This is a genomic window from Cellulomonas fimi, assembly GCF_028527925.1.
GTDB lineage: Bacteria > Actinomycetota > Actinomycetes > Actinomycetales > Cellulomonadaceae > Cellulomonas > Cellulomonas fimi_C.
Genome location: NZ_JAPESW010000010.1, coordinates 69,570 through 88,630 on the forward strand (window position 1 = coordinate 69,570; position 19,061 = coordinate 88,630).

Annotated in this window: 14 protein-coding genes; 11 read left to right on the plus strand and 3 right to left on the minus strand. The window is 75.3% G+C overall.

Going from position 1 to position 19,061, the window contains the following annotated elements:
* Positions 1-389: 389 nt before the first annotated feature.
* From OMK64_RS07080 to OMK64_RS07090, 3 genes are read right to left on the minus strand one after another with little or no spacing between them, the layout of a single operon-like run.
* The gene (locus tag OMK64_RS07080; protein WP_272727375.1) at positions 390-2,711 is read right to left on the minus strand and encodes a transglutaminase TgpA family protein; all 2,322 of its coding nucleotides are present in this window, start codon (positions 2,709-2,711) and stop codon (positions 390-392) included.
* A complete protein-coding gene (locus tag OMK64_RS07085) occupies positions 2,708-3,949 on the minus strand; it encodes a DUF58 domain-containing protein (RefSeq protein ID WP_272727376.1) in 1,242 nt (413 codons plus the stop codon). Before OMK64_RS07085 ends, OMK64_RS07080 begins: the two co-directional genes overlap by 4 nt.
* On the minus strand, positions 3,949-4,962 hold the full coding sequence (locus OMK64_RS07090) for an AAA family ATPase (protein WP_272727377.1): 1,014 nt from the start codon (positions 4,960-4,962) through the stop codon (positions 3,949-3,951). Before OMK64_RS07090 ends, OMK64_RS07085 begins: the two co-directional genes overlap by 1 nt.
* 358 nt (positions 4,963-5,320) lie before the next feature.
* Between OMK64_RS07090 and mraZ the strand changes: the two genes are divergently transcribed.
* The 11 genes from mraZ to murC all read left to right on the plus strand — a co-directional run bounded on the left by mraZ (position 5,321) and on the right by murC (position 18,819).
* Complete coding sequence (mraZ, locus tag OMK64_RS07095; protein ID WP_124342229.1) at positions 5,321-5,797, plus strand: division/cell wall cluster transcriptional repressor MraZ; 477 nt, start codon at positions 5,321-5,323, stop codon at positions 5,795-5,797.
* A 214-nt stretch (positions 5,798-6,011) separates the two neighbouring features.
* Positions 6,012-7,022 carry a 16S rRNA (cytosine(1402)-N(4))-methyltransferase RsmH gene (gene rsmH / locus OMK64_RS07100; RefSeq protein ID WP_272727378.1) on the plus strand — a complete coding sequence of 337 codons (1,011 nt, stop codon included), beginning with the start codon at positions 6,012-6,014 and terminating at the stop codon, positions 7,020-7,022.
* Positions 7,019-7,435 carry a cell division protein FtsL gene (gene ftsL, locus OMK64_RS07105; protein WP_272727379.1) on the plus strand — a complete coding sequence of 139 codons (417 nt, stop codon included), beginning with the start codon at positions 7,019-7,021 and terminating at the stop codon, positions 7,433-7,435. The genes rsmH and ftsL overlap by 4 nt, the downstream gene beginning before the upstream one ends.
* A 266-nt stretch (positions 7,436-7,701) precedes the next feature.
* Entirely contained in the window at positions 7,702-9,420 is a 1,719-nt protein-coding gene (locus tag OMK64_RS07110; RefSeq protein ID WP_272727380.1) for a peptidoglycan D,D-transpeptidase FtsI family protein, read from the plus strand.
* 61 nt (positions 9,421-9,481) lie between these two features.
* Entirely contained in the window at positions 9,482-11,059 is a 1,578-nt protein-coding gene (locus OMK64_RS07115) for a UDP-N-acetylmuramoyl-L-alanyl-D-glutamate--2,6-diaminopimelate ligase (RefSeq protein WP_272727381.1), read from the plus strand.
* A complete protein-coding gene (locus OMK64_RS07120) occupies positions 11,056-12,507 on the plus strand; it encodes a UDP-N-acetylmuramoyl-tripeptide--D-alanyl-D-alanine ligase (RefSeq protein WP_272727382.1) in 1,452 nt (483 codons plus the stop codon). The genes OMK64_RS07115 and OMK64_RS07120 overlap by 4 nt, the downstream gene beginning before the upstream one ends.
* Complete coding sequence (gene mraY / locus OMK64_RS07125) at positions 12,504-13,586, plus strand: phospho-N-acetylmuramoyl-pentapeptide-transferase (protein WP_272727383.1); 1,083 nt, start codon at positions 12,504-12,506, stop codon at positions 13,584-13,586. The genes OMK64_RS07120 and mraY overlap by 4 nt, the downstream gene beginning before the upstream one ends.
* Positions 13,587-13,631: 45 nt before the next feature.
* Positions 13,632-15,017 (plus strand): UDP-N-acetylmuramoyl-L-alanine--D-glutamate ligase, encoded by a 1,386-nt coding sequence (gene murD / locus OMK64_RS07130; protein ID WP_374694070.1) that lies wholly within the window; start codon positions 13,632-13,634, stop codon positions 15,015-15,017.
* 4 nt (positions 15,018-15,021) lie between these two features.
* Positions 15,022-16,254, plus strand: a complete 1,233-nt coding sequence (gene ftsW / locus OMK64_RS07135; RefSeq protein ID WP_272727385.1) for a putative lipid II flippase FtsW — start codon at positions 15,022-15,024, stop codon at positions 16,252-16,254.
* Entirely contained in the window at positions 16,247-17,392 is a 1,146-nt protein-coding gene (gene murG, locus OMK64_RS07140; RefSeq protein ID WP_272727386.1) for an undecaprenyldiphospho-muramoylpentapeptide beta-N-acetylglucosaminyltransferase, read from the plus strand. Before ftsW ends, murG begins: the two co-directional genes overlap by 8 nt.
* Positions 17,389-18,819 (plus strand): UDP-N-acetylmuramate--L-alanine ligase, encoded by a 1,431-nt coding sequence (murC, locus tag OMK64_RS07145; protein WP_374694067.1) that lies wholly within the window; start codon positions 17,389-17,391, stop codon positions 18,817-18,819. Before murG ends, murC begins: the two co-directional genes overlap by 4 nt.
* The last annotated feature ends 242 nt before the right edge of the window (positions 18,820-19,061 follow it).

Below are 19,061 nucleotides of genomic sequence, written 5' to 3' on the forward strand. Positions count from 1 at the left end.
CCTCCTCGACGGTCCGCGCGGTCGGCCGTCGGCTGCACCGTGACGGTGCGGCGCCGCGAGGACGCGGTCGCTCTCCGTCGGCACGCGCCCTCGGCGACGCACGCCTCGCGCCCGCGCCCCGCTCCTGAGACTCACCGCTGGGCTCCTGAGACGCGCCGCTGACCCGTCGCCGCCCAGCGCGGCTCGGTGCACCACGGCCGTCGAGCCGGTCCACGCCGGCGGCCGACGTGCAGCGGTGTCACCGTTCGCACTCATCGGAGCCGCCCGCCGAGCAGGACGCGCGCACCGCCCTGCCGCGAACGCCGACCCGGCCGTGTCGAACCGACCCGCCGCTGCCGAGCAGGGAGCCGGTCATGCCACCCGGTCTGCGGGCCGGGCTCGCGAGGGACTCAGCCCGACGATCGGGTCGCGCCCGCGAGCGGCCGGGAGCCGCCGGTGAGCGCCGACCCGACTCCCTCGACGATCTCGTCCGTCCAGCGCACGAGCTGCTCGGGGTCCACGTCCTCCGGCACGGGCGCGTAGCGCTGCCGCTCGACGGTCCGGGCGAGCGAGCGCAGGGCGCCCGCCGTGGCGTCGTCGAGGTCCACCCCCGCGGTCTCGCGCACCTGCTCGTGGACCGCGGCGACCGCGTCCCGCGGGGTCGTCGCGTCCGACCAGGAGACGCCCTTCGCGGCGAGCCGGCGCCGGGTGCGCAGCCAGGCGCGCTCGGGCGTCTCGTCGGCACGCGTGCGCGTCCGGCGACGGACGAGCGACAGGCCGACGACGACCAGCGCGAGGACGATCCCGCCGATGACGCCGATGCGCGTCCAGCTCTCGCCGGCCTCCTCGGGCTGGGTCTGGGTGGAGGGAGCCGGGGCCGTCGTGGCCGGGCCCGTCGGTGCGGCGGCGGCTGACGGGATCGCCTCGTCGGGCTGGCTCGCCGGAGCGTTCACGCCGGTGAACGGGTCGCTCCAGACGGGCGGTGCGCCCGACTGCACGGCGGGGGTCGGCTCGAACCGCACCCAGCCGAAGTCGGCGAAGTACAGCTCCGGCCACGCGTGCGACTTGCGCCCGGTGACGACGTACTGGCCGTCGCCGGTCGCGTCGCCCGGGAGGAAGCCGACGCCGACGCGCGCGGGGATGCCGAGCGCGCGGGCCATGAGCGCCATCGACGTCGCGAACTGCACGCAGTACCCGCGGCGGGACTGCAGGAAGTCCCAGACGGCGTCCTCGGTGCGTGCGGGCGCGATGCGCGTGTCGTAGGTGAAGTTGGTGGCGGCGCGGAAGTACGACTGCAGCGCCATGGCCTGCTCGTAGGGCGTCTCGGCGTCCTCGGTGATCTCTCGGGCCAGGTCCTGGATCTGCTCGCGGTGCTCGGTGGCCGGGACCTCGAGTGACGCCCCGCCGTCGTCGGGTGTCCCGATGGTGGCGTCCGCCAGGTCGTCCGGCATGAGGTCGGGCACCTCGACGAGCATGGAGTAGCGCATGCCGTCGAAGGTGCTGCGCCGGCCCACGACCTCGTCGCGGAGCTCGTCGTAGCTCCACGGTCCCTCGACGGTGACGGTGCGGGGGAAGGTGCTGACGGGCAGGCGCCGCTCGCGCAGGGCCCCGACCTCGACGTCGACCGCGGCGAGCGTGCCGCGTCCGGCGTCGGGGGTGTCACCGCGCAGCAGCGGGTCGGACGCGAGCAGCCGGCCGGGCTCCCACGTCGCGAGGTCGAGGGCGTCGTCACGCTGCCACTCGCGGCCGTCGAAGGTCGTGAGGGTGAACGCGCGGAACGGGCCGACCACGCGCGCGGTGACCGTGACGCCGTCCTCGGTCGCCTCGGGGACCGGGATCTCGAGGCTGTCGGCGGCGTCGTCGCCGGGTTCGGTGGTCGCCTCGGCGGCGACCTCCTCCGGCGGGACGACGGTGTAGCGCAGCACGACCTGGCCGGATCGCGTACCGAGGCTCTCCCGCAGGTCGAGGTTGTCCGACAGCTGGAGCGGGCCGACGGGGCCGTTGCCGAACGTCGGCAGCGCGAGGGACGCCCACCCGGGGAGCGCGGCGACGACGGGTCCGGCGACGAGCGCGAGGACGACCACCGCGGCCGCGCCGGCGAGCGCCCCGCCGGCGCGGCGGGCACGGTCGCTGCGCGCGGTGGTCGGTGTCGCGCTGAGCGCGAGCAGCAGCAGGTAGGCGAGCCCCGTCCAGGCGACGGCCCAGCTGCTCGCGGGGAAGCCGAGCACGACCGTGGGGGCCCACAGGGCGACCAGGGGGATCCCGGCCAGGGCGGGGATGCCGATCCCGACGGCGACGAGGTCGGTCACCAGGAGCACGGCGACGGCGCCGACGACCACGAGGAGCTCGGCCGGGCGCACGCCGGCCATGGGGACGAGGGAGGCGTTGATCACGGCGACGCCCTCGCGCGCCGTCGCGAGCGTCCGGTCGAGCGAGCCGAGGTCGGGGAGCACCTGGATGCGGCCCGGGGGAGCGCCGTACCGGACGAGCACGCCGGCGGCGAGGACGACGGTCCCGACGAGCGTCGGCGCCCACCACGACCGCGTGACCGCCCGCGTGCCCGCGACGACCCCGGCGACGAGCAGGACGGCGACCCACGTGACGGTGAGCCACCGTCCGGGCTCGATCAGGTGGGACAGCGCGGTCCCGGCCGCGCACGTGGCGACGGCGCACAGGCCGGTCGCGAGCAGGCTGCGCGGCCCGCGCGGGAAGCGTGCGGGTGCGGCGTTCACCGGGCGCTCCCGAGCAGGCGCAGCCAGCAGGCGACGATGTCCTCGCCCGGGGTGACCGAGCACGCGCGCCAGCCGGCGCGGCGCAGCGCGTGCACGGTGTGCTGAGCCTCGCGCTCGTGCGCCGGGGAGGCGCCGTCGGCGCGCACCACGGCCCAGCCCTGGGCGTTGTCCGCGACGTGCGCGAGCGCGGCGCGGGCGCTCGCCCCGAGCGGGCCGAGGACAGCGAGCACGATCTCCCCTCCCGCGTCGGTCGTCTCGAGCAGGTGCGCCGCGCCGAGCAGGTGGCCCTCGGCCTCGTCCACGGTGCGCGGCGCCTCGAGGTCGACCGTGGAGTCGAGCAGCGCGGAGCGGGCGGTGGGTCCCGTGCGTGCCTGGTGGAACGCGGACGGTGTGCCGGCGCGACCGCCGACGAGCCGGACGGGGTGGCCGCCGTCGAGCATCGCGAGCGCCATCGACGCGGCGAGCGAGATCGTCCACTCGAGCGCCGTGAGCTTGGCGGGCAGGTCGAGCAGGACCGACACGGGGCGCATGCCCGCGCGCTCGTCGGAGCGCACCATGAGGGCGCCGCGCCGCGCGCTGCTGCGCCAGTGCACGCGGCGCAGGTCGTCGCCCTCCCGGTAGTCGCGCAGCGACGCGTCGTCCGTCGAGGGCGTGCGCGCGCCGAGCGCCACGCGGTCCGGCTCGCCGACGAGCACGTCGGACGCCGTGGGCAGCGGCACGACCGCGGGCCACACGACGACCTCCGCGTGGTCCCCGAGCGTCGCGCTCGAGCGGGCCACGCCGAACGGGTCGCCGCGCGTCACGACGAGCGGGCCCAGCTGCCACCGGCCGCGACGCCCGGCGTCCACCTGGTAGGAGACGGTGACCTGCTGCGGCGAGCGCTGGACGCGCGCGCGCAGCGGGCGCCCGCCGGACAGCTCGGTCGCGGCCTGCTCGGAGAACTTGAGGCCCGCGAGGCGGACGCGTGCCGACGGGTCGGACGCCTTGATGCGGACGTCGACGCGCGCGTGCTCGCCCGCGTGCACGGGGTTGGGCTGCACGTCACGCGCGACCGCGAGGCGGTGCCGGCCGCGGCCGGGGTCGAGCATGCCGACGACGACGCACGCGCCGACGACGAGCAGCACGACGAGGGTCCCGATGCGCACGAGGTCGACGGCCCCGAGCCCGACGCCGAGGAGCCCGAGGGCGACCCCGCCGAGCCCGAGCACCCAGCCGCGACGGGTGGGCCGCAGGCCCATCAGCCGATGGCGCGTCGGGCGCGCGAGGCGGTCGCGGTCAGCGCCGCGGACACCGGGAGCGGGGTGCGCTCGACGATGTCGGCGACGATGTCGCTCGTGCTGCGCCCGGAGAGCCGGGACTCGGTGCTGGGCAGGAGCCGGTGCGCGAGCACGGGCTCGGCGAGCTGCTGGACGTCGTCGGGCAGGACGTGGTCGCGCCCCTCCATCGCGGCGACCGACTTCGCGGCGCGCAGCAGCTGGATCGCGGCACGGGGCGACGCTCCGAGCCGCAGCCCGTGGTCCTGGCGCGTCGCGGTGACGAGGTCGACGACGTACCGCTTGACGGCGGGCGCGGCGAAGAGCCGGCGCGTGGTGCCGATGAGCCGGGCGACGCTCGCCGCGTCGGTGACGGGACGCAGCTGGTCGAGCGGGTCGGACGTCTCCTGCAGGTCGAGCATGTCGAGCTCGGACTCGACGCTCGGGTACCCGACCGTGAGCCGCGCCATGAAGCGGTCGCGCTGCGCCTCCGGCAGCGGGTAGGTGCCCTCCATCTCGACGGGGTTCTGCGTCGCGACGACGAGGAACGGCCGGGGGAGCGGGTAGGTGCGGCCGTCGACGGTCGCCTGCGCCTCCTGCATGCACTCCAGGAGCGCGGACTGCGTCTTGGGCGAGGCGCGGTTGATCTCGTCGCCGATGACGACGTGGGCGAAGACCGGGCCCGGGCGGAACTCGAACTCGTGCGTCTGGGTCCGGAAGATGTTGACGCCGGTGAGGTCGCTGGGCAGCAGGTCCGGGGTGAACTGGATGCGGCCCACGGGGCAGTCGATCGTGCGGGCCACGGCCTTGGCGAGCGTGGTCTTGCCGACGCCCGGCACGTCCTCGAGGAGGATGTGCCCCTCCGCGAGCAGCACGGCGATCGTGGTGCGGACGAGGTCCGGACGCCCGGTCACGACGGACTCGACGCCGGCGCGCATCCGGCCGGTGGTGTCGACGACGTCGTCGAGCTCGCTCGACGACGGCACGGCCTGCAGCATGACGCCTCCCTTGGCGGAACTGTGACGAGCCTAAAGGAATCGGGCCCGCGCTGACCTGGAGTCCTCCCCCCACTTCCCTCCACCGGCGGGCGAAACCTCTGCGGCCGGCGCGGGAGGCTGCGGCGAATCGTGGCGTTCCGTCCGATGGGCCCCGTTCTCGTGTCGACGGCGACACGCCCCGGACGGGTGAACACGCGATTCCGCTCCACTTCCCTCCACCCCGTCTGACCTGCATCTTCACGGGTCCCGACGGGTGAATTCACGCGTCTTTCCGGTGGCGGGTGGAGGGAAGTGGAGTACCGTGGAGGCACGTGGTGAGGCGGGGAGAACCCGCGACAGGGACCGGGAGGGAGGCGTGGTGACGCATGACTCGTCGACCGGCCTCTTCGGGTCCTTCGCGCCCTTCCTCGGGACGTACACGCCGCGTCTGGACGACAAGGGCCGGCTCATCCTCCCGGCCAAGTTCCGGGGCCAGCTCGCGCCGGGGCTCGTCATGACGCGGGGCCAGGAGCGCTGCCTGTTCCTGCTGCCGATGGACGAGTTCCGCCGCATGCACGACCAGCTGCGGCAGGCGCCCGTCACGAGCAAGCAGGCGCGTGACTACCTGCGCGTGTTCCTGTCGGGGGCCAGCGACGAGCTGCCCGACAAGCAGGGCCGCATCTCGATCCCGCCGGTGCTGCGCAAGTACGCCGGGCTGGACCGGGACGTCGCCGTCATCGGTGCGGGCACCCGCGTCGAGATCTGGGACCTGCAGGCGTGGGAGACGTACCTCGCCGAGCAGGAGGCCGGCTACGCCGACACGGCGGAGGAGGTCTTCCCGAACGGGCCGTTCTGAGCACCACGGCCCACGTCCCCGCCCCGCCTGTCCCGCGAACCCCTCGCTCCGCCCGTCGAGACCTCCCCCCGTCCGCTCTGGCGCACTTCCCCGGTGCCAGAGGGTCGGTGGGGGATCTGGCCGGACGGCGGAGGGACCGTCCGACCACCACCCACCCCCCAGACCTGGGGACACCCGTACCCGCACACCGGCGCACCGGAAGGAGGCAGCAGCGATGGACGAGCGACGCGACGACGCCGCCACCCGGCACACGCCGGTCCTGCTCCAGCGCTGCCTCGACCTGCTCGCGCCCGCGCTCGCGGCGGACGGTGCCGTGATGGTCGACTCGACGCTCGGCATGGGCGGGCACACCGAGGGCGTGCTGCGCGCGTTCCCGCACGTCCGTGTCGTCGGCATCGACCGCGACCCGCAGGCGCTCGACCTCGCGGGCCGTCGGCTCGCGCCGTTCGGCGAGAGGTTCACCGCCGTGCACGCGGTGTACGACGAGATCGGCGACGTGCTCGACGACCTCGGCCTCGCGCACGTGCAGGGCGTCCTGATGGACCTCGGCGTCTCGTCGCTGCAGCTCGACGAGCGCGAGCGCGGATTCTCCTACGCGCACGACGCGCCGCTCGACATGCGCATGGACGCCACGCGCGGCCTCACCGCGGCGGACGTCGTGAACACGTACGAGGAGCGCGAGATCGCGCGCGTCCTGCGCGAGTACGGCGAGGAGCGATTCGCGCCGCGCATCGCCCGCTCGATCGTCCGGGCGCGGGAGAAGGCGCCGCTGGCCCGCACCGGCGAGCTCGTCGACCTGGTCCGCGCGAGCATCCCCGCGGCGACACGCAAGACGGGCGGTCACCCGGCCAAGCGCACGTTCCAGGCGCTGCGCATCGAGGTGAACGGCGAGCTCGAGGTGCTCGAGCGGGCGCTCCCGGCGTCGGTCGAGGCCCTCGCGGTCGGCGGGCGCATCGTCGTCGAGGCGTACCACTCGCTCGAGGACCGGCTCGTCAAGCGGACCTTCGCCGCGGGTGCGACGTCCAGCGCGCCGCCGGACCTGCCCGTCGAGCCCGAGACCCACGCGCCGTACCTGCGGCTCGTCACGCGCGGTGCGGAGGAGGCCGACGAGGCCGAGCTCGCCGCGAACCCCCGCTCGCAGTCCGTGCGCCTGCGCGCCGCCGAGCGGATCCGACCGACCCCCGACCACCTCCGTGGTGGCACCCCTGGCAGGAGGGCAGCATGAGCGCAGAGGCGACGGCGCGGGTCAGCGCCGCCCGGGCATACCCGGCGGCACGGCCGCAGCCCGCACCCGCACCCCGGCTGCGGCTCGTCCGGGCGCCGCAGACGGCTCGCACGCGCGTGCCGTTCGTGCTGGCCTGCATGGCGGTGCTCACGCTCGCGCTCGCGTCGGCGCTGCTGCTCAACACGCAGATGGCGCAGGGCGCCTACGAGAAGTACGGCCTGACGAACGAGCTGGGCCGGCTCAACCAGGACGCGAAGGACCTGCAGGCGCAGCTCGACCAGAAGGCGTCGCCCGCACAGCTCGCCGCCGCGGCGCGCGCGCTGGGCATGGTCCCCGCGGACGGCACCGGCTGGGTCCGCGTCGCCGACGGCACCGTCCAGGGGTCGCCGGCGCCGGCCGCAGCAGGCGGATGACGACCCACGTCGGCGGGTCGCCGCGGCTCCAGCCGCGGCGCCCGCAGACTGGGGGCATGCCACCGCACCGCACCGCGAACGCGCCTGCGCGCGGCGGCTCGTCGCGGCAGGGTGCGCCGCGCGCGACGGCCCAGCCCCGGACGATCGACGTCGTCCCGCGTCCCCGGACGGGGACCGGTGCCCCGCGCCGTGGCGGCGGCGCGCCGGTGCGCGGAGGCGGCGGAGGGCGACCGCCCCGGAACGTGCGCACGGGAGCACGGGCGCGGATGGCGTTCCTCACGGTCGTCGTGCTGCTCGTGCTCTCGGTCTTCACCGGGCGGCTCGTGTGGGTGCAGGGCATCCGTGGCGACGCGATCGCCGCCGAGGCCCGCGCCAAGCGCATGTCCTCGATCGAGGTGCTCGGTGCGCGCGGTGAGATCACCGACGCCGAGGGGCGCCCGCTGGCGATGTCGGTCGAGCGGTACGACATCTCGGTCAACCAGCGTCAGGTCGGGGAGTACAAGAGCACCGGCACGCCCGAGGTGCCCGACGGCGCCGTCGGCGTCGCGGAGCGGCTGGCGCCGATCCTCGGCAAGAGCCCCGCGGAGCTCGGCGGCATGCTCGTGGGCGACCGGCAGTTCCGCTACCTCGCCAAGGACGTCGAGCCGACGGTCGCGCGCGAGATCCGCGCCCTGCGGCTGCCCGGCATCCAGGTCGACAAGGTCGCCGCACGCGTCTACCCGAACGGCGACCTCGCCGGGAACATCATCGGGTTCGTCAACTCCAGCGGCGTCGGGCTCGAGGGCCTCGAGCGCTCGCTCGACGACCGTCTCGCGGGCTCGCCGGGCGAGGAGGTCTACGAGCGCGGGCGCAAGGGGCAGCCGATCCCGGGCGGGTACTCGGCGGGCTCGCCCGCGCAGCAGGGCGACTCGGTCCAGCTGACGATCCTGTCCGACCTCCAGTTCAAGGCGCAGGAGGCACTGGCGGCGGCGGTCGCCTCGACCGGTGCCGACTCCGGCACGGTCGTGGTGATGGACACCCAGACCGGCGCGATCCTCGCGCTGGCCGACTCCGGCTCGGTCGACCCCAACGACCCCGGGGCGAGCACGGGCGGCTCGCTCGCGAGCTCCGTGTCCGACGTGTTCGAGCCCGGCTCGACGGGCAAGGTCATCACGATGGCCGCGGCGCTCGACGCGGGCCTGGTCACGCCGCTCTCGCAGTTCGAGGTGCCGTACACGTACACCACGGAGAACGGCGAGACGTTCAAGGACTCGCACGAGCACGGCCTGCTGCGGCTCACGACGACGGGCGTGCTCGCGGAGTCGTCGAACACCGGCACGGTGATGATCGGCCAGAACCTGTCGCAGCAGACCCGGCACGACTACCTCACGAAGTTCGGCTTCGGGTCGCGCACGGGCATCGAGCTGCCGGGGGAGTCGCCGGGCATCCTGCGCTCCTGGGAGACGTGGGACAGCTGGGACCGCCGCTCCAAGCTCGCGGTCCTGTTCGGCCAGGCGGTGTCCGTCACGGCGATCCAGGCCACCCAGGTGTTCGCCACGATCGCCAACGGCGGCGTCCGCGTCCAGCCGCACATCATCAAGGGCTGGACCGCGGCCGACGGCACCTACACGCCGCAGCCCGCGGCCGCGACCACCCAGGTCGTCTCGCCCCAGACCGCCGCCACCGTGCTCACGATGATGGAGAGCGTGGTCGACGACGGCACCGGTGGGAGCGCCGCGATCCCGGGCTACCGGGTCGCCGGCAAGACGGGTACCGCGCAGAACTGGGTCAAGGGGCACCAGGGCATCACGGCGTCGTTCATCGGCGTCGCGCCCGTCGACTCGCCGCGTATCGCGGTGAGCGTGATCCTGCACAACCCGCGCACGTCGATCTACGGCGGCACGGTCGCCGCGCCCGTCTTCCGCGACGTCGCCGGGTTCGCCCTCGGGGAGCTCGGCGTCCCGCCGTCGGGCAGCCAGCCGCAGCTGTTCCCGACGACGTGGTGAGCGTGCTCACGACGGCCCCGGTCGCGGCGTGGTGGGGGTCCGCCCGGGGTAGATTCTCCCCATGACGTCCCCGGCCCGGATGCGCCCCCAGCATCCCGCGACCCACCGGGTGACCGACCTCGCCGCTGCGTTCGCCCTGGTCGCCGACGCGCTGGATCCCGAGCTCACCGCCACCGGCGTGACCGTGTCGAGCGCCGACGTCGCGCCCGGCGACCTGTTCGTCGCCGTCCCCGGCCTCAAGGTGCACGGTGCCGCGTTTGCCGCGCAGGCGGTCGACGCGGGTGCGGTCGCGGTCGTCACGGACGACGCGGGAGCGGCGCTGGTCGCCGAGGCCGGACTCACCGTCCCCGTGCTGCGCACCGCCGACCCGCGCGCGCTGTCGGGTCCGCTCGCCGCGCGCGTGCACGGCCACCCCGGCCAGGACCTCGTGACCGTCGGCGTGACCGGGACGAACGGCAAGACGACCACGACGTACTTCGTCGACGCCGCGCTGCGTGCCCAGCACCGTGTGACCGCCGTGCTCGGCACGGTCGAGCTGCGCGTCGGGGACGACGCGATCGAGAGCCCGCGCACGACCGTCGAGGCGCCCGCGCTGCAGGCGATCCTCGCGCTGGCACGCGAGCAGGGCGCCGGTGCGGTCGCGATGGAGGTGTCGTCGCACGCCCTCGCGCTCGGCCGCGTGCGCGGCCTGACGTTCGACGTGGTCGGCTTCTCCAACCTGCAGCGCGACCACCTGGACTTCCACGGCGACATGGAGGGCTACTTCCGCGACAAGGCGCGGCTCTTCGCGCCCGAGCAGGCCCGCCGGGGTGTCGTGGTCGTCGACGACGAGTGGGGGCGCCGCCTCGCGCGGACCGCGCCGATCCCGGTCGAGACGGTCGCGACCCACGTCGACGACCCGCACGGCGCGGACGCCGACTGGGCCGTGGTGGCTGCCGACATCGGTCTGGACGGGGTCGGCTCGTCGTTCGTCCTGCGCGGGCCGGACGGCACCGAGCACGCGGCCGCGAGCCCGCTGCCCGGGCTGGTCAACGTGTCGAACGCGGCTCTCGCGATCGTCCTGGCCCACGCGGCCGGGGTCGACCTCGCGGTCGCGGTCGACGCGGTCGCGCACGCGCACGAGATCCCCGGTCGCATGGAGCGCGTGATCGAGCGGGGCGACGGCTGGCCGCTGTGCCTCGTCGACTACGCGCACACGCCCGACGCGCTCGTCCTCGCGCTCGAGGCCGTCCGCCCGATCACCCCGGGCCGCCTGATCCTCGTCTTCGGCTCGGACGGAGACCGTGACCAGGGCAAGCGCCCGATCATGGGCCAGATCGCCGCCCGGCTCGCCGACGTGCTCGTCGTCACCGACGAGAACCCCCGCTCGGAGGACCCGGCCACCATCCGCGCCGCGATCCTCGAGGGCGTGCGCGCCGAGCGCCCGTCCGGTGCCGACGTGCACGAGGCGACGAGCCGCGCCCAGGCCATCCGCGACGCCCTCGCCCTGGCGACCGACCAGGACACCGTGATCGTCACGGGCAAGGGCCACGAACCCACACAGGAGATCGCCGGCGTGTTCCACCGGTACAACGACCGCGACGTCTACCTCGCGGCCAAGGCCGAGCGCTCGCCCGCACGGGCGGAGCAGCACGCGTGATCGCCCTCACGGCGGCCGAGATCGCGGCCGCGACCGGCGGAGTGCTGCGCCCCGACGTCGACCCCGCGCTCGTCGTGGCGGGTCCCGTGGTCGTCGACTCGCGCGAGGTCGAGCCGGGTGGGCTGTTCGTCGCCCTGCCCGGCGAGCACGTCGACGGGCACGACTACGCGGCGGCCGCCGTCGCCGCCGGTGCGGTGCTCGTGCTCGCCGCGCGCGACGTCGAGGGCTCGGACGGGACGCCGCTGCCGGTGGTCCTCGTCCCGGACGTCGAGCGCGCGCTCGGCGACCTCGCCCGCGAGGTCCTCGTGCGGCTGCGCGCTGCGTCGCTCGAGCCCGGGTCGCCCGGCCTGCGCGTCGTGGGCATCACGGGCTCGGTCGGCAAGACCACGACGAAGGACCTGCTCGCGCAGCTGTGCGGCAGCGCGGGCCCGACGATCGCGCCCGTGCGCTCGTTCAACAACGAGATCGGCCTGCCGCTCACGGTGCTCAAGGCCGACGAGTCGACGCGGTTCCTCGTCCTCGAGATGGGCGCGAGCGGGATCGGCCACCTCACCTACCTCACCGACATCGCGCCGCCCGACGTCGCGGTCGTGCTCGTCGTCGGGCAGGCGCACCTCGGCGGCTTCGGTGGCATCGAGGCGGTGGCCCGCGCCAAGAGCGAGATCGTGCAGGGCCTCGTGCCCGACGGCGTCGCCGTGCTCAACGCCGACGACCTGCGCGTCATGGCGATGGCGGAGCTCGCACCCGGCGACGTCGTGACGTTCGGCGCGTCGGCCGGCGCCGACGTGCGGGCGCGCGACGTCGTGGTCGACCGGACCGGGCGCGCGCGGTTCACGCTCGAGGCGCGCGACGGCGACGGCGCGAGGCGTGCCGTCCCCGTCGAGCTCCGGCTGGTCGGCGAGCACCACGTCCACAACGCCCTCGCCGCGGCGACCGCGGGGCTGGCCGTCGGCCTGACCCTCGACGAGGTCGCCGCCGGGCTCGGTGCCGCGGACGCGCTCAGCCCGCACCGCATGCACGTCGTCGAGCGCCCCGACGGCGTGACCGTCGTGGACGACTCGTACAACGCGAACCCGGACTCGATGCGCGCGGCGCTCAAGGCGCTCGCCGTGCTCGCGGGCCGGGACCGGCGCTCGATCGCCGTCCTCGGCGAGATGCTCGAGCTCGGCGACGAGCACCGCGAGGCGCACGACGCGATCGGGCGGCTCGTCGTGAGGCTCAACATCGGGCTCACGCTCGTCGTGGGGGAGGGTGCGCGCGCGATCCGCGACGGCGCGAACCACGAGGGCTCGTGGGGCGACGAGGTGCTGCTCGCGGACGACGTCGAGGCCGCCGCGCAGTTCCTCGAGGGCGAGCTGCGGCCCGGTGACGTCGTGCTCGTGAAGTCGTCGTACGGGTCCGGCCTGTGGCAGCTCGGCGACCTGCTCACCGGCGAGGTCGCGCGGTGATCGCGGTCCTCATCGCCGGTGGGCTCTCGATGCTCATCGCGCTCCTCGGCACGCCGCTGTTCATCCGGTTCCTCGTCGCGCGGCAGTACGGCCAGTTCATCCGGCAGGACGGTCCGACCGCGCACTTCACGAAGCGCGGGACCCCGACGATGGGCGGCGTCGTCATCATCGGCGCGACGCTGCTCGGGTTCGCCGGCGCGCAGCTGGCGACCGGCACGCTGCCGTCGGCGTCCGCGGTGCTCGTGCTGTTCCTCATGACGGGTCTCGGCGTCGTCGGGTTCCTCGACGACTACATCAAGATCTCGCGGCAGCGCAGCCTCGGCCTCAAGGCGCGCTGGAAGGTCGTGGGGCAGGGGCTCGTCGGCGTCGTCTTCTCGGTCGCCGCGCTGCAGTTCCCGAACGAGAAGTTCCGCACGCCGGCGTCCACGCACATCTCCTTCATCCGGGACACGAACATCGACCTGGCCTTCGCGGGTGCGACGGTCGGGCTCATCCTCTTCGTCGTCTGGGCGAACTTCCTCATCACCGCGTGGTCGAACGCGGTGAACCTCACCGACGGCCTGGACGGGCTCGCGACGGGCGTCTCGCTGATCGTGTTCGGCGCCTACGTCGTGGTCGGCGTCTGGCAGAACAACCAGAGCTGCCAGAACCTCCTCACGGCCGGCCCGAGCTGCTACGAGACGCGCGACCCGATGTCGCTCGCGGTCGTCGCCGCGGCGATCACGGGCGCGTGCTTCGGGTTCCTCTGGTGGAACGCGAGCCCGGCGAAGATCTTCATGGGCGACACCGGGTCGCTGGCGCTCGGCGGCGCGCTCGCCGGCCTGTCGATCCTGTCCCGCACCGAGATCCTCGCGGCGATCATCGGCGGTCTGTTCGTGGTGATCGTGCTCTCCGACGTCATCCAGATCGGCTTCTTCCGGCTGACCGGGAAACGCGTCTTCAAGATGGCGCCGCTGCACCACCACTTCGAGCTGTCCGGGTGGGGCGAGGTCACGATCGTCATCCGGTTCTGGCTCATCGCCGGCCTGTTCGTCGCGCTGGGCGTCGGCATCTTCTACGCCGAGTGGGTGGCCGGCTAGGTGGCGCTCCCCGACCTGGAGGGCGCGCGCGTCGTCGTCGCCGGCATGGGCGTGTCCGGCCGCGCGGCGGCCGAGGTCCTGGCGTCGCGCGGCGCTCGCGTCGTGCCCGTCGACGACGCTGCCGACGACGTCCTGTCCACCGACGAGCTGCTCGCGGGCGACGTGCTCGACCGCACCGACCTCGTCGTCGCGTCGCCCGGGCTCGCGCCCCGCCACCCGCTCCTGCGCGCCGCGGCCGAGCGCGCGGTGCCGGTGTGGAGCGAGGTCGAGCTCGCGTGGCAGGTGCGCGTCGCCGCGGCGGGCGGCGCCCCCGCGCCGTGGCTCGCCGTCACGGGCACCAACGGCAAGACGACGACCGTCGGCATGCTCGAGTCGATCCTGCAGGCGGCCGGTCGGACCACCGCGGCCGTCGGCAACGTCGGCACGCCGGTCGTGCTCGCGGCGACCGACCCGAGCCTGGACGTGCTCGCCGTCGAGCTCTCGAGCTTCCAGCTGCACCACACGTGGTCCATGTCGGCGCAGGCCGCCGCGGTGCTCAACGTCGCACCCGACCACCTCGACTGGCACGGCACGCTCGACGCGTACGCCGCCGCGAAGGGGCGCATCTACGAGCGGGCGCAGGTCGCGTGCGTCTACAACGTCGCCGACCCCGTGACCGAGCACCTCGTGCGCGAGGCCGACGTCGTCGACGGCTGCGTCGCGGTGGGCTTCACGACGGGCACGCCCAGCGTCGGGCAGGTCGGGCTCGTCGAGGACGTGCTCGTCGACCGCGGTTTCGCACGGCTGCGGCACACGCACGCCGCCGAGCTCGGCACGCTCGCCGACCTGCACCGGCTCGCGGGTCCCGACGGTGCGGTCCCGCCGCACGTCGTCGCGGACGCGCTCGCCGCGGGCGCGCTCGCGCTCGCGCACGGCATCGAGCCGCAGGCCGTGCGCGACGGGCTGCGCGCGTACGCGCCCGGCGCGCACCGGATCGCGCCCGTCGCCGTGGTCGACGGCGTCGCGTACGTCGACGACTCCAAGGCCACCAACGCGCACGCCGCGGCCGCGTCGCTCGCGTCGTTCGCGCCGGGCAGCGTGGTCTGGGTCGCGGGTGGGCTCGCGAAGGGCGCGACGTTCGACGAGCTGGTCGCGAGCCGTCGCGACCGCCTGCGCGGCGTCGTGCTCATCGGCGCCGACCGCGCCCCGCTGCGCGACGCGCTCGCCCGACACGCACCGGACGTCCCGGTCGTCGAGGTCGAGCCCGGTGACACTGGGGCGGTGATGACCCTCGCCGTGCACGAGGCCCGACGGCTCGCGTCGGGCGCGACACCCGACGCCGTCACCGTGCTGCTCGCGCCCGCGTGCGCGTCGATGGACCAGTTCGCGTCGTACGCGGAGCGGGGCGACCGGTTCGCCGACGCGGTGCGCGCGCTGCGCGAGGAGGGGTGACGCGATGGCCGACACCGCCACCGCGCCCACGACGGCCGAGCCGCGCGGCTCGGCGCTCGGGCAGTGGAACTCCGCCGTCACGAGCTACTACGTGCTGCTCGGCACGACCACCCTGCTGCTCGTCATCGGCCTCGTCATGGTCCTGTCGAGCTCGAGCGTCGAGTCGCTCGACGAGGGGAACTCGCCGTACGCGGTGTTCCTCGACCAGGCGAAGTTCGCGCTGATCGGCCTGCCCGCGCTGGTCGTCCTGTCGCGCGTCCCCGTGCGCGTCATGAAGGCCCTCGCGTGGCCCGTGCTCGGCGGCGCGATCGTGTTCCAGCTGCTCGTCTTCGTCCCGGGGCTCGGCTGCGGCGAGGGCGGCAACCGGAACTGGGTGTGCGTCGGCGGCATGTCCGCGCAGCCGTCCGAGGCCATCAAGCTCGCGCTCGCGGTGTGGCTCGGCGCCGTGCTCGCGCGCAAGCTGCCGCTGCTCCACGAGTGGAAGCACGCGCTCGTCCCGGTCGTCCCGATCGCCGGGCTCGCGGTGCTCGTGGTCCTCGCCGGCCACGACCTCGGCACCGCCCTCGTGCTGCTCATGCTCGTCGCGGGCGCGCTGTTCGTCGCCGGGGTCCCGCTGCGCATGTTCGGTCTCGCCGCCGTCGCGGGCGGCGCGGTCGCGTTCCTGCTGACCGTCACGAGCGAGAACCGCACGGACCGCATCACGTCGTGGCTGTCGACCGAGGGCTGCGACACCAGCAGCGCCTGCTACCAGACGCTGCACGGCGGCTGGGGCCTCGCGAGCGGCGGCTGGGGCGGCCTCGGGCTGGGGGAGAGCCGCGAGAAGTGGTCCTACCTGCCCGCGGCGCACAACGACTTCATCTTCGCGATCATCGGTGAGGAGCTGGGACTGATCGGCACGCTGCTCGTCCTCGGCCTGTTCGGCCTCATGGCGCTGGCGATGGTGCGCATCATCCGCCGCCACCCCGACCCCTTCGTCCAGATCACGACGGGCGCGGTGCTGTGCTGGATCATCGGCCAGGCGTTCGTCAACGTCGCGGTGGTCATCGGCCTGGCCCCCGTCATCGGCCTGCCGCTGCCGCTCGTGTCCGCCGGCGGGTCGGCGCTCATCATGACGATGGCCGCGCTCGGCGTCGTCATCTCGTTCGCGCGCTCCGAGCCGGGCGCGGCCGAGGCGCTCGCGGCGCGGCCCAGCGTCGTGCGTCGCTCGCTCGCCGTGATCGGGCGGTCCCGTGGCTGACGCGACACCCGGTGCCGTCCTGCTCGCGGGCGGCGGCACCGCGGGACACGTGAACCCCCTGCTCGCCGTCGCCGACGCGGTCGCGGCCCGCCGCCCGGGCGTCGTCCTGCGCGTCCTCGGCACGGCCGAGGGCCTCGAGTCGACGCTCGTGCCGCAGCACGGGCTCACGCTCGACGTCGTGCCGCGCGTCCCGCTCCCGCGCCGCCCCACGCCCGACTACCTGCGCCTGCCGACGCGCCTGCGCGCGGCCGTCGACGCGGCCGGTGCGGCGATCGACGCGATCGGCGCGGACGTCGTCGTCGGCTTCGGCGGCTACGTCGCGACGCCCGCGTACCTCGCGGCGCGTCGGCGCGGCGTCCCGGTCGTCGTGCACGAGCAGAACGCGCGTCCCGGCCTCGCGAACCGCCTCGGTGCGCGCTGGGCGGCCGACGTCGCGGTGACGTTCCCCGGGACCGCGTTGCCCCGCGCCCAGGTCACCGGGCTGCCGCTGCGGGCCGCCGTCGCCGAGCTGGTCGCCGCGCGCGCCGCCGACGCGGCCGGGTCGCGCCGGTCCGCCGCCGACGTGCTGGGCCTCGACCCCGACCTGCCGACGCTGCTGGTGTCGGGAGGGTCGCTCGGTGCGGTCTCCGTCAACACCGCGGTCTCGGGTGCGGCCGCCGACCTGCTCGCGGGCGGCGCGCAGGTGCTGCACCTGACCGGACGTGGCAAGGCGGACGCGGTCCGGTCGGCGATCGAGGGCGTCCCGGGCGCGGAGCGGTACCAGGTGCGCGAGTACCTCGCCGACATGCACCTCGCGCTCGCCGTCGCGGACCTCGCGGTCGGCCGCTCGGGCGCCGGCACGGTGTGCGAGCTCGCGGCGCTCGGCATCCCCGCGGTGTACGTGCCCCTGCCGGTCGGCAACGGCGAGCAGCGGCTCAACGCGGCGCCGGTCGTCGCGGCGGGCGGCGGTCTGCTGGTCGACGACGACGCGCTCACGTCCGCGTGGGTGAGCACGCACGTCCCGCGGCTGCTCGTCGGCGACGACGCCCACGCGACGCGTGAGCGCATGGCCGCGGCCGCGGCGTCGGTCGGCGTGCGCGACGCCGCGGACCGGGTCGCCGCGCTCGTCGAGCGCCACCTGCCGGGAGGGGCCGCGTGACCGTGACGGTGGCGGACCTCGGGCGTGTGCACCTGATCGGCGTCGGGGGTGCGGGCATGTCTGCGATCGCCGCGCTGCTCGCCGCGCGCGGCCTGCGCGTGAGCGGCTCCGACGCGGCCGACGGGCCCGCGCTGCCGGGGCTGCGCGCCGCGGGCGTGGCGGTGCACGTGGGCCACGACGCCGCGTTCGTCGCGGACGTCGACACGGTCGTGGTGTCGTCGGCCGTCCGCGAGTCCAACCCGGAGCTCGCCGCGGCCCGCGCCGCAGGGCTGCGCATCCTGCACCGCTCGGAGGCGCTCGCCGCGCTCATGGCGGACCGCGACGCGGTCGCGGTCGCGGGCGCGCACGGCAAGACGACGACGTCGGCGATGGTCGCGACCGCGCTCCTGCACGCCGGCGCCGACCCGTCGTTCGCGATCGGCGGCACGGTCCTCACCTCCGACGGCGCGCTCGGCGGCAGCCGCGACGGGAGCGGCCCGGGTTTCGTGGCCGAGGCCGACGAGTCCGACGGGTCCTTCCTCGCCTACGAGCCGCTCGTGGCGGTCGTGACGAACGTCGAGCCGGACCACCTCGACCACTACGGCTCGCGTGAGGCGTTCGAGGACGCGTTCGTCGCGTTCGCGGGACGCGTCCGCCCGGGTGGCGTGCTCGTGGCGTGCGCCGACGACGAGGGCGCGGCGCGGCTCGTCGCGACGGTTGCGCAGCCGCTCGCCGACGCCTCGGTCACGGTCGTGACGTACGGCCGGTCGGACGCGGCCGACGTGCGGGTCGGTGACCTGCGTCCGGTGGACGACGGCTGGGCCGTCGAGCTGGCGACGGACGCGGTGACCGTCACCGTCCACCTCGCGGTGCCGGGCGAGCACAACGCGCTCAACGCGGCGGCCGCCTGGGCGGCGACCCGCGCGCTCGGCGTGGACCCGCTCGACGCGGCACGCGCGCTCGGGGAGTTCCGCGGCACGGGCCGCCGCTTCGAGGACCGCGGGACGGTGGCCGGGGTGCGCGTCGTCGACGACTACGCCCATCACCCCACGGAGGTGGCCGCGATCCTGCGGGCCGCCCGGTCGGTCGTGGGCGACGGGCGCGTCCTCGTGCTGTTCCAGCCGCACCTGTTCTCCCGCACGCGCACCTTCGCGCGCGAGTTCGGCGCGGCCCTCGACCTGGCGGACGTCGTCGTGGTGACGGACGTGTACGCGGCGCGGGAGGACCCCGACCCGAGCGTGACGGGCGGGCTCCTCGTCGAGCACGTGCCGACCGCCGGGCGGGCCACCTTCGTCCCGGACCGCCTCGACGCCGCGCGCGCGATCGCGCGGGCCGCGCGTCCCGGCGACCTGCTGATGACCGTCGGTGCCGGCGACGTGACGGCCCTCGTGCCGGTCGTGCTGGAGACGCTGCGGACCCTGCCCTCGCCGGGAGGGGGACGGTCGTGAGCCCGTCGCGCCCGCCGAAGCCGCGCGTGGCGCCGCCGGCGCGGCCGCGCGCGGTGCCGGCGCCGCGGCCGGACGACCAGGCCGACGCGTCCCGCCCGGCGACCACCGGACGTGCCGACGGTGCCGCAGGCCCGGCGACCGGGGCGTCCGCCGCGGGGGGAGCGGGACGGCCGCGCCGCGCCGGGAGTCCGACGCGGGACGCGGGCGCGACGCGACCGACGAGCTCGGCCCGGGCCTCCGGC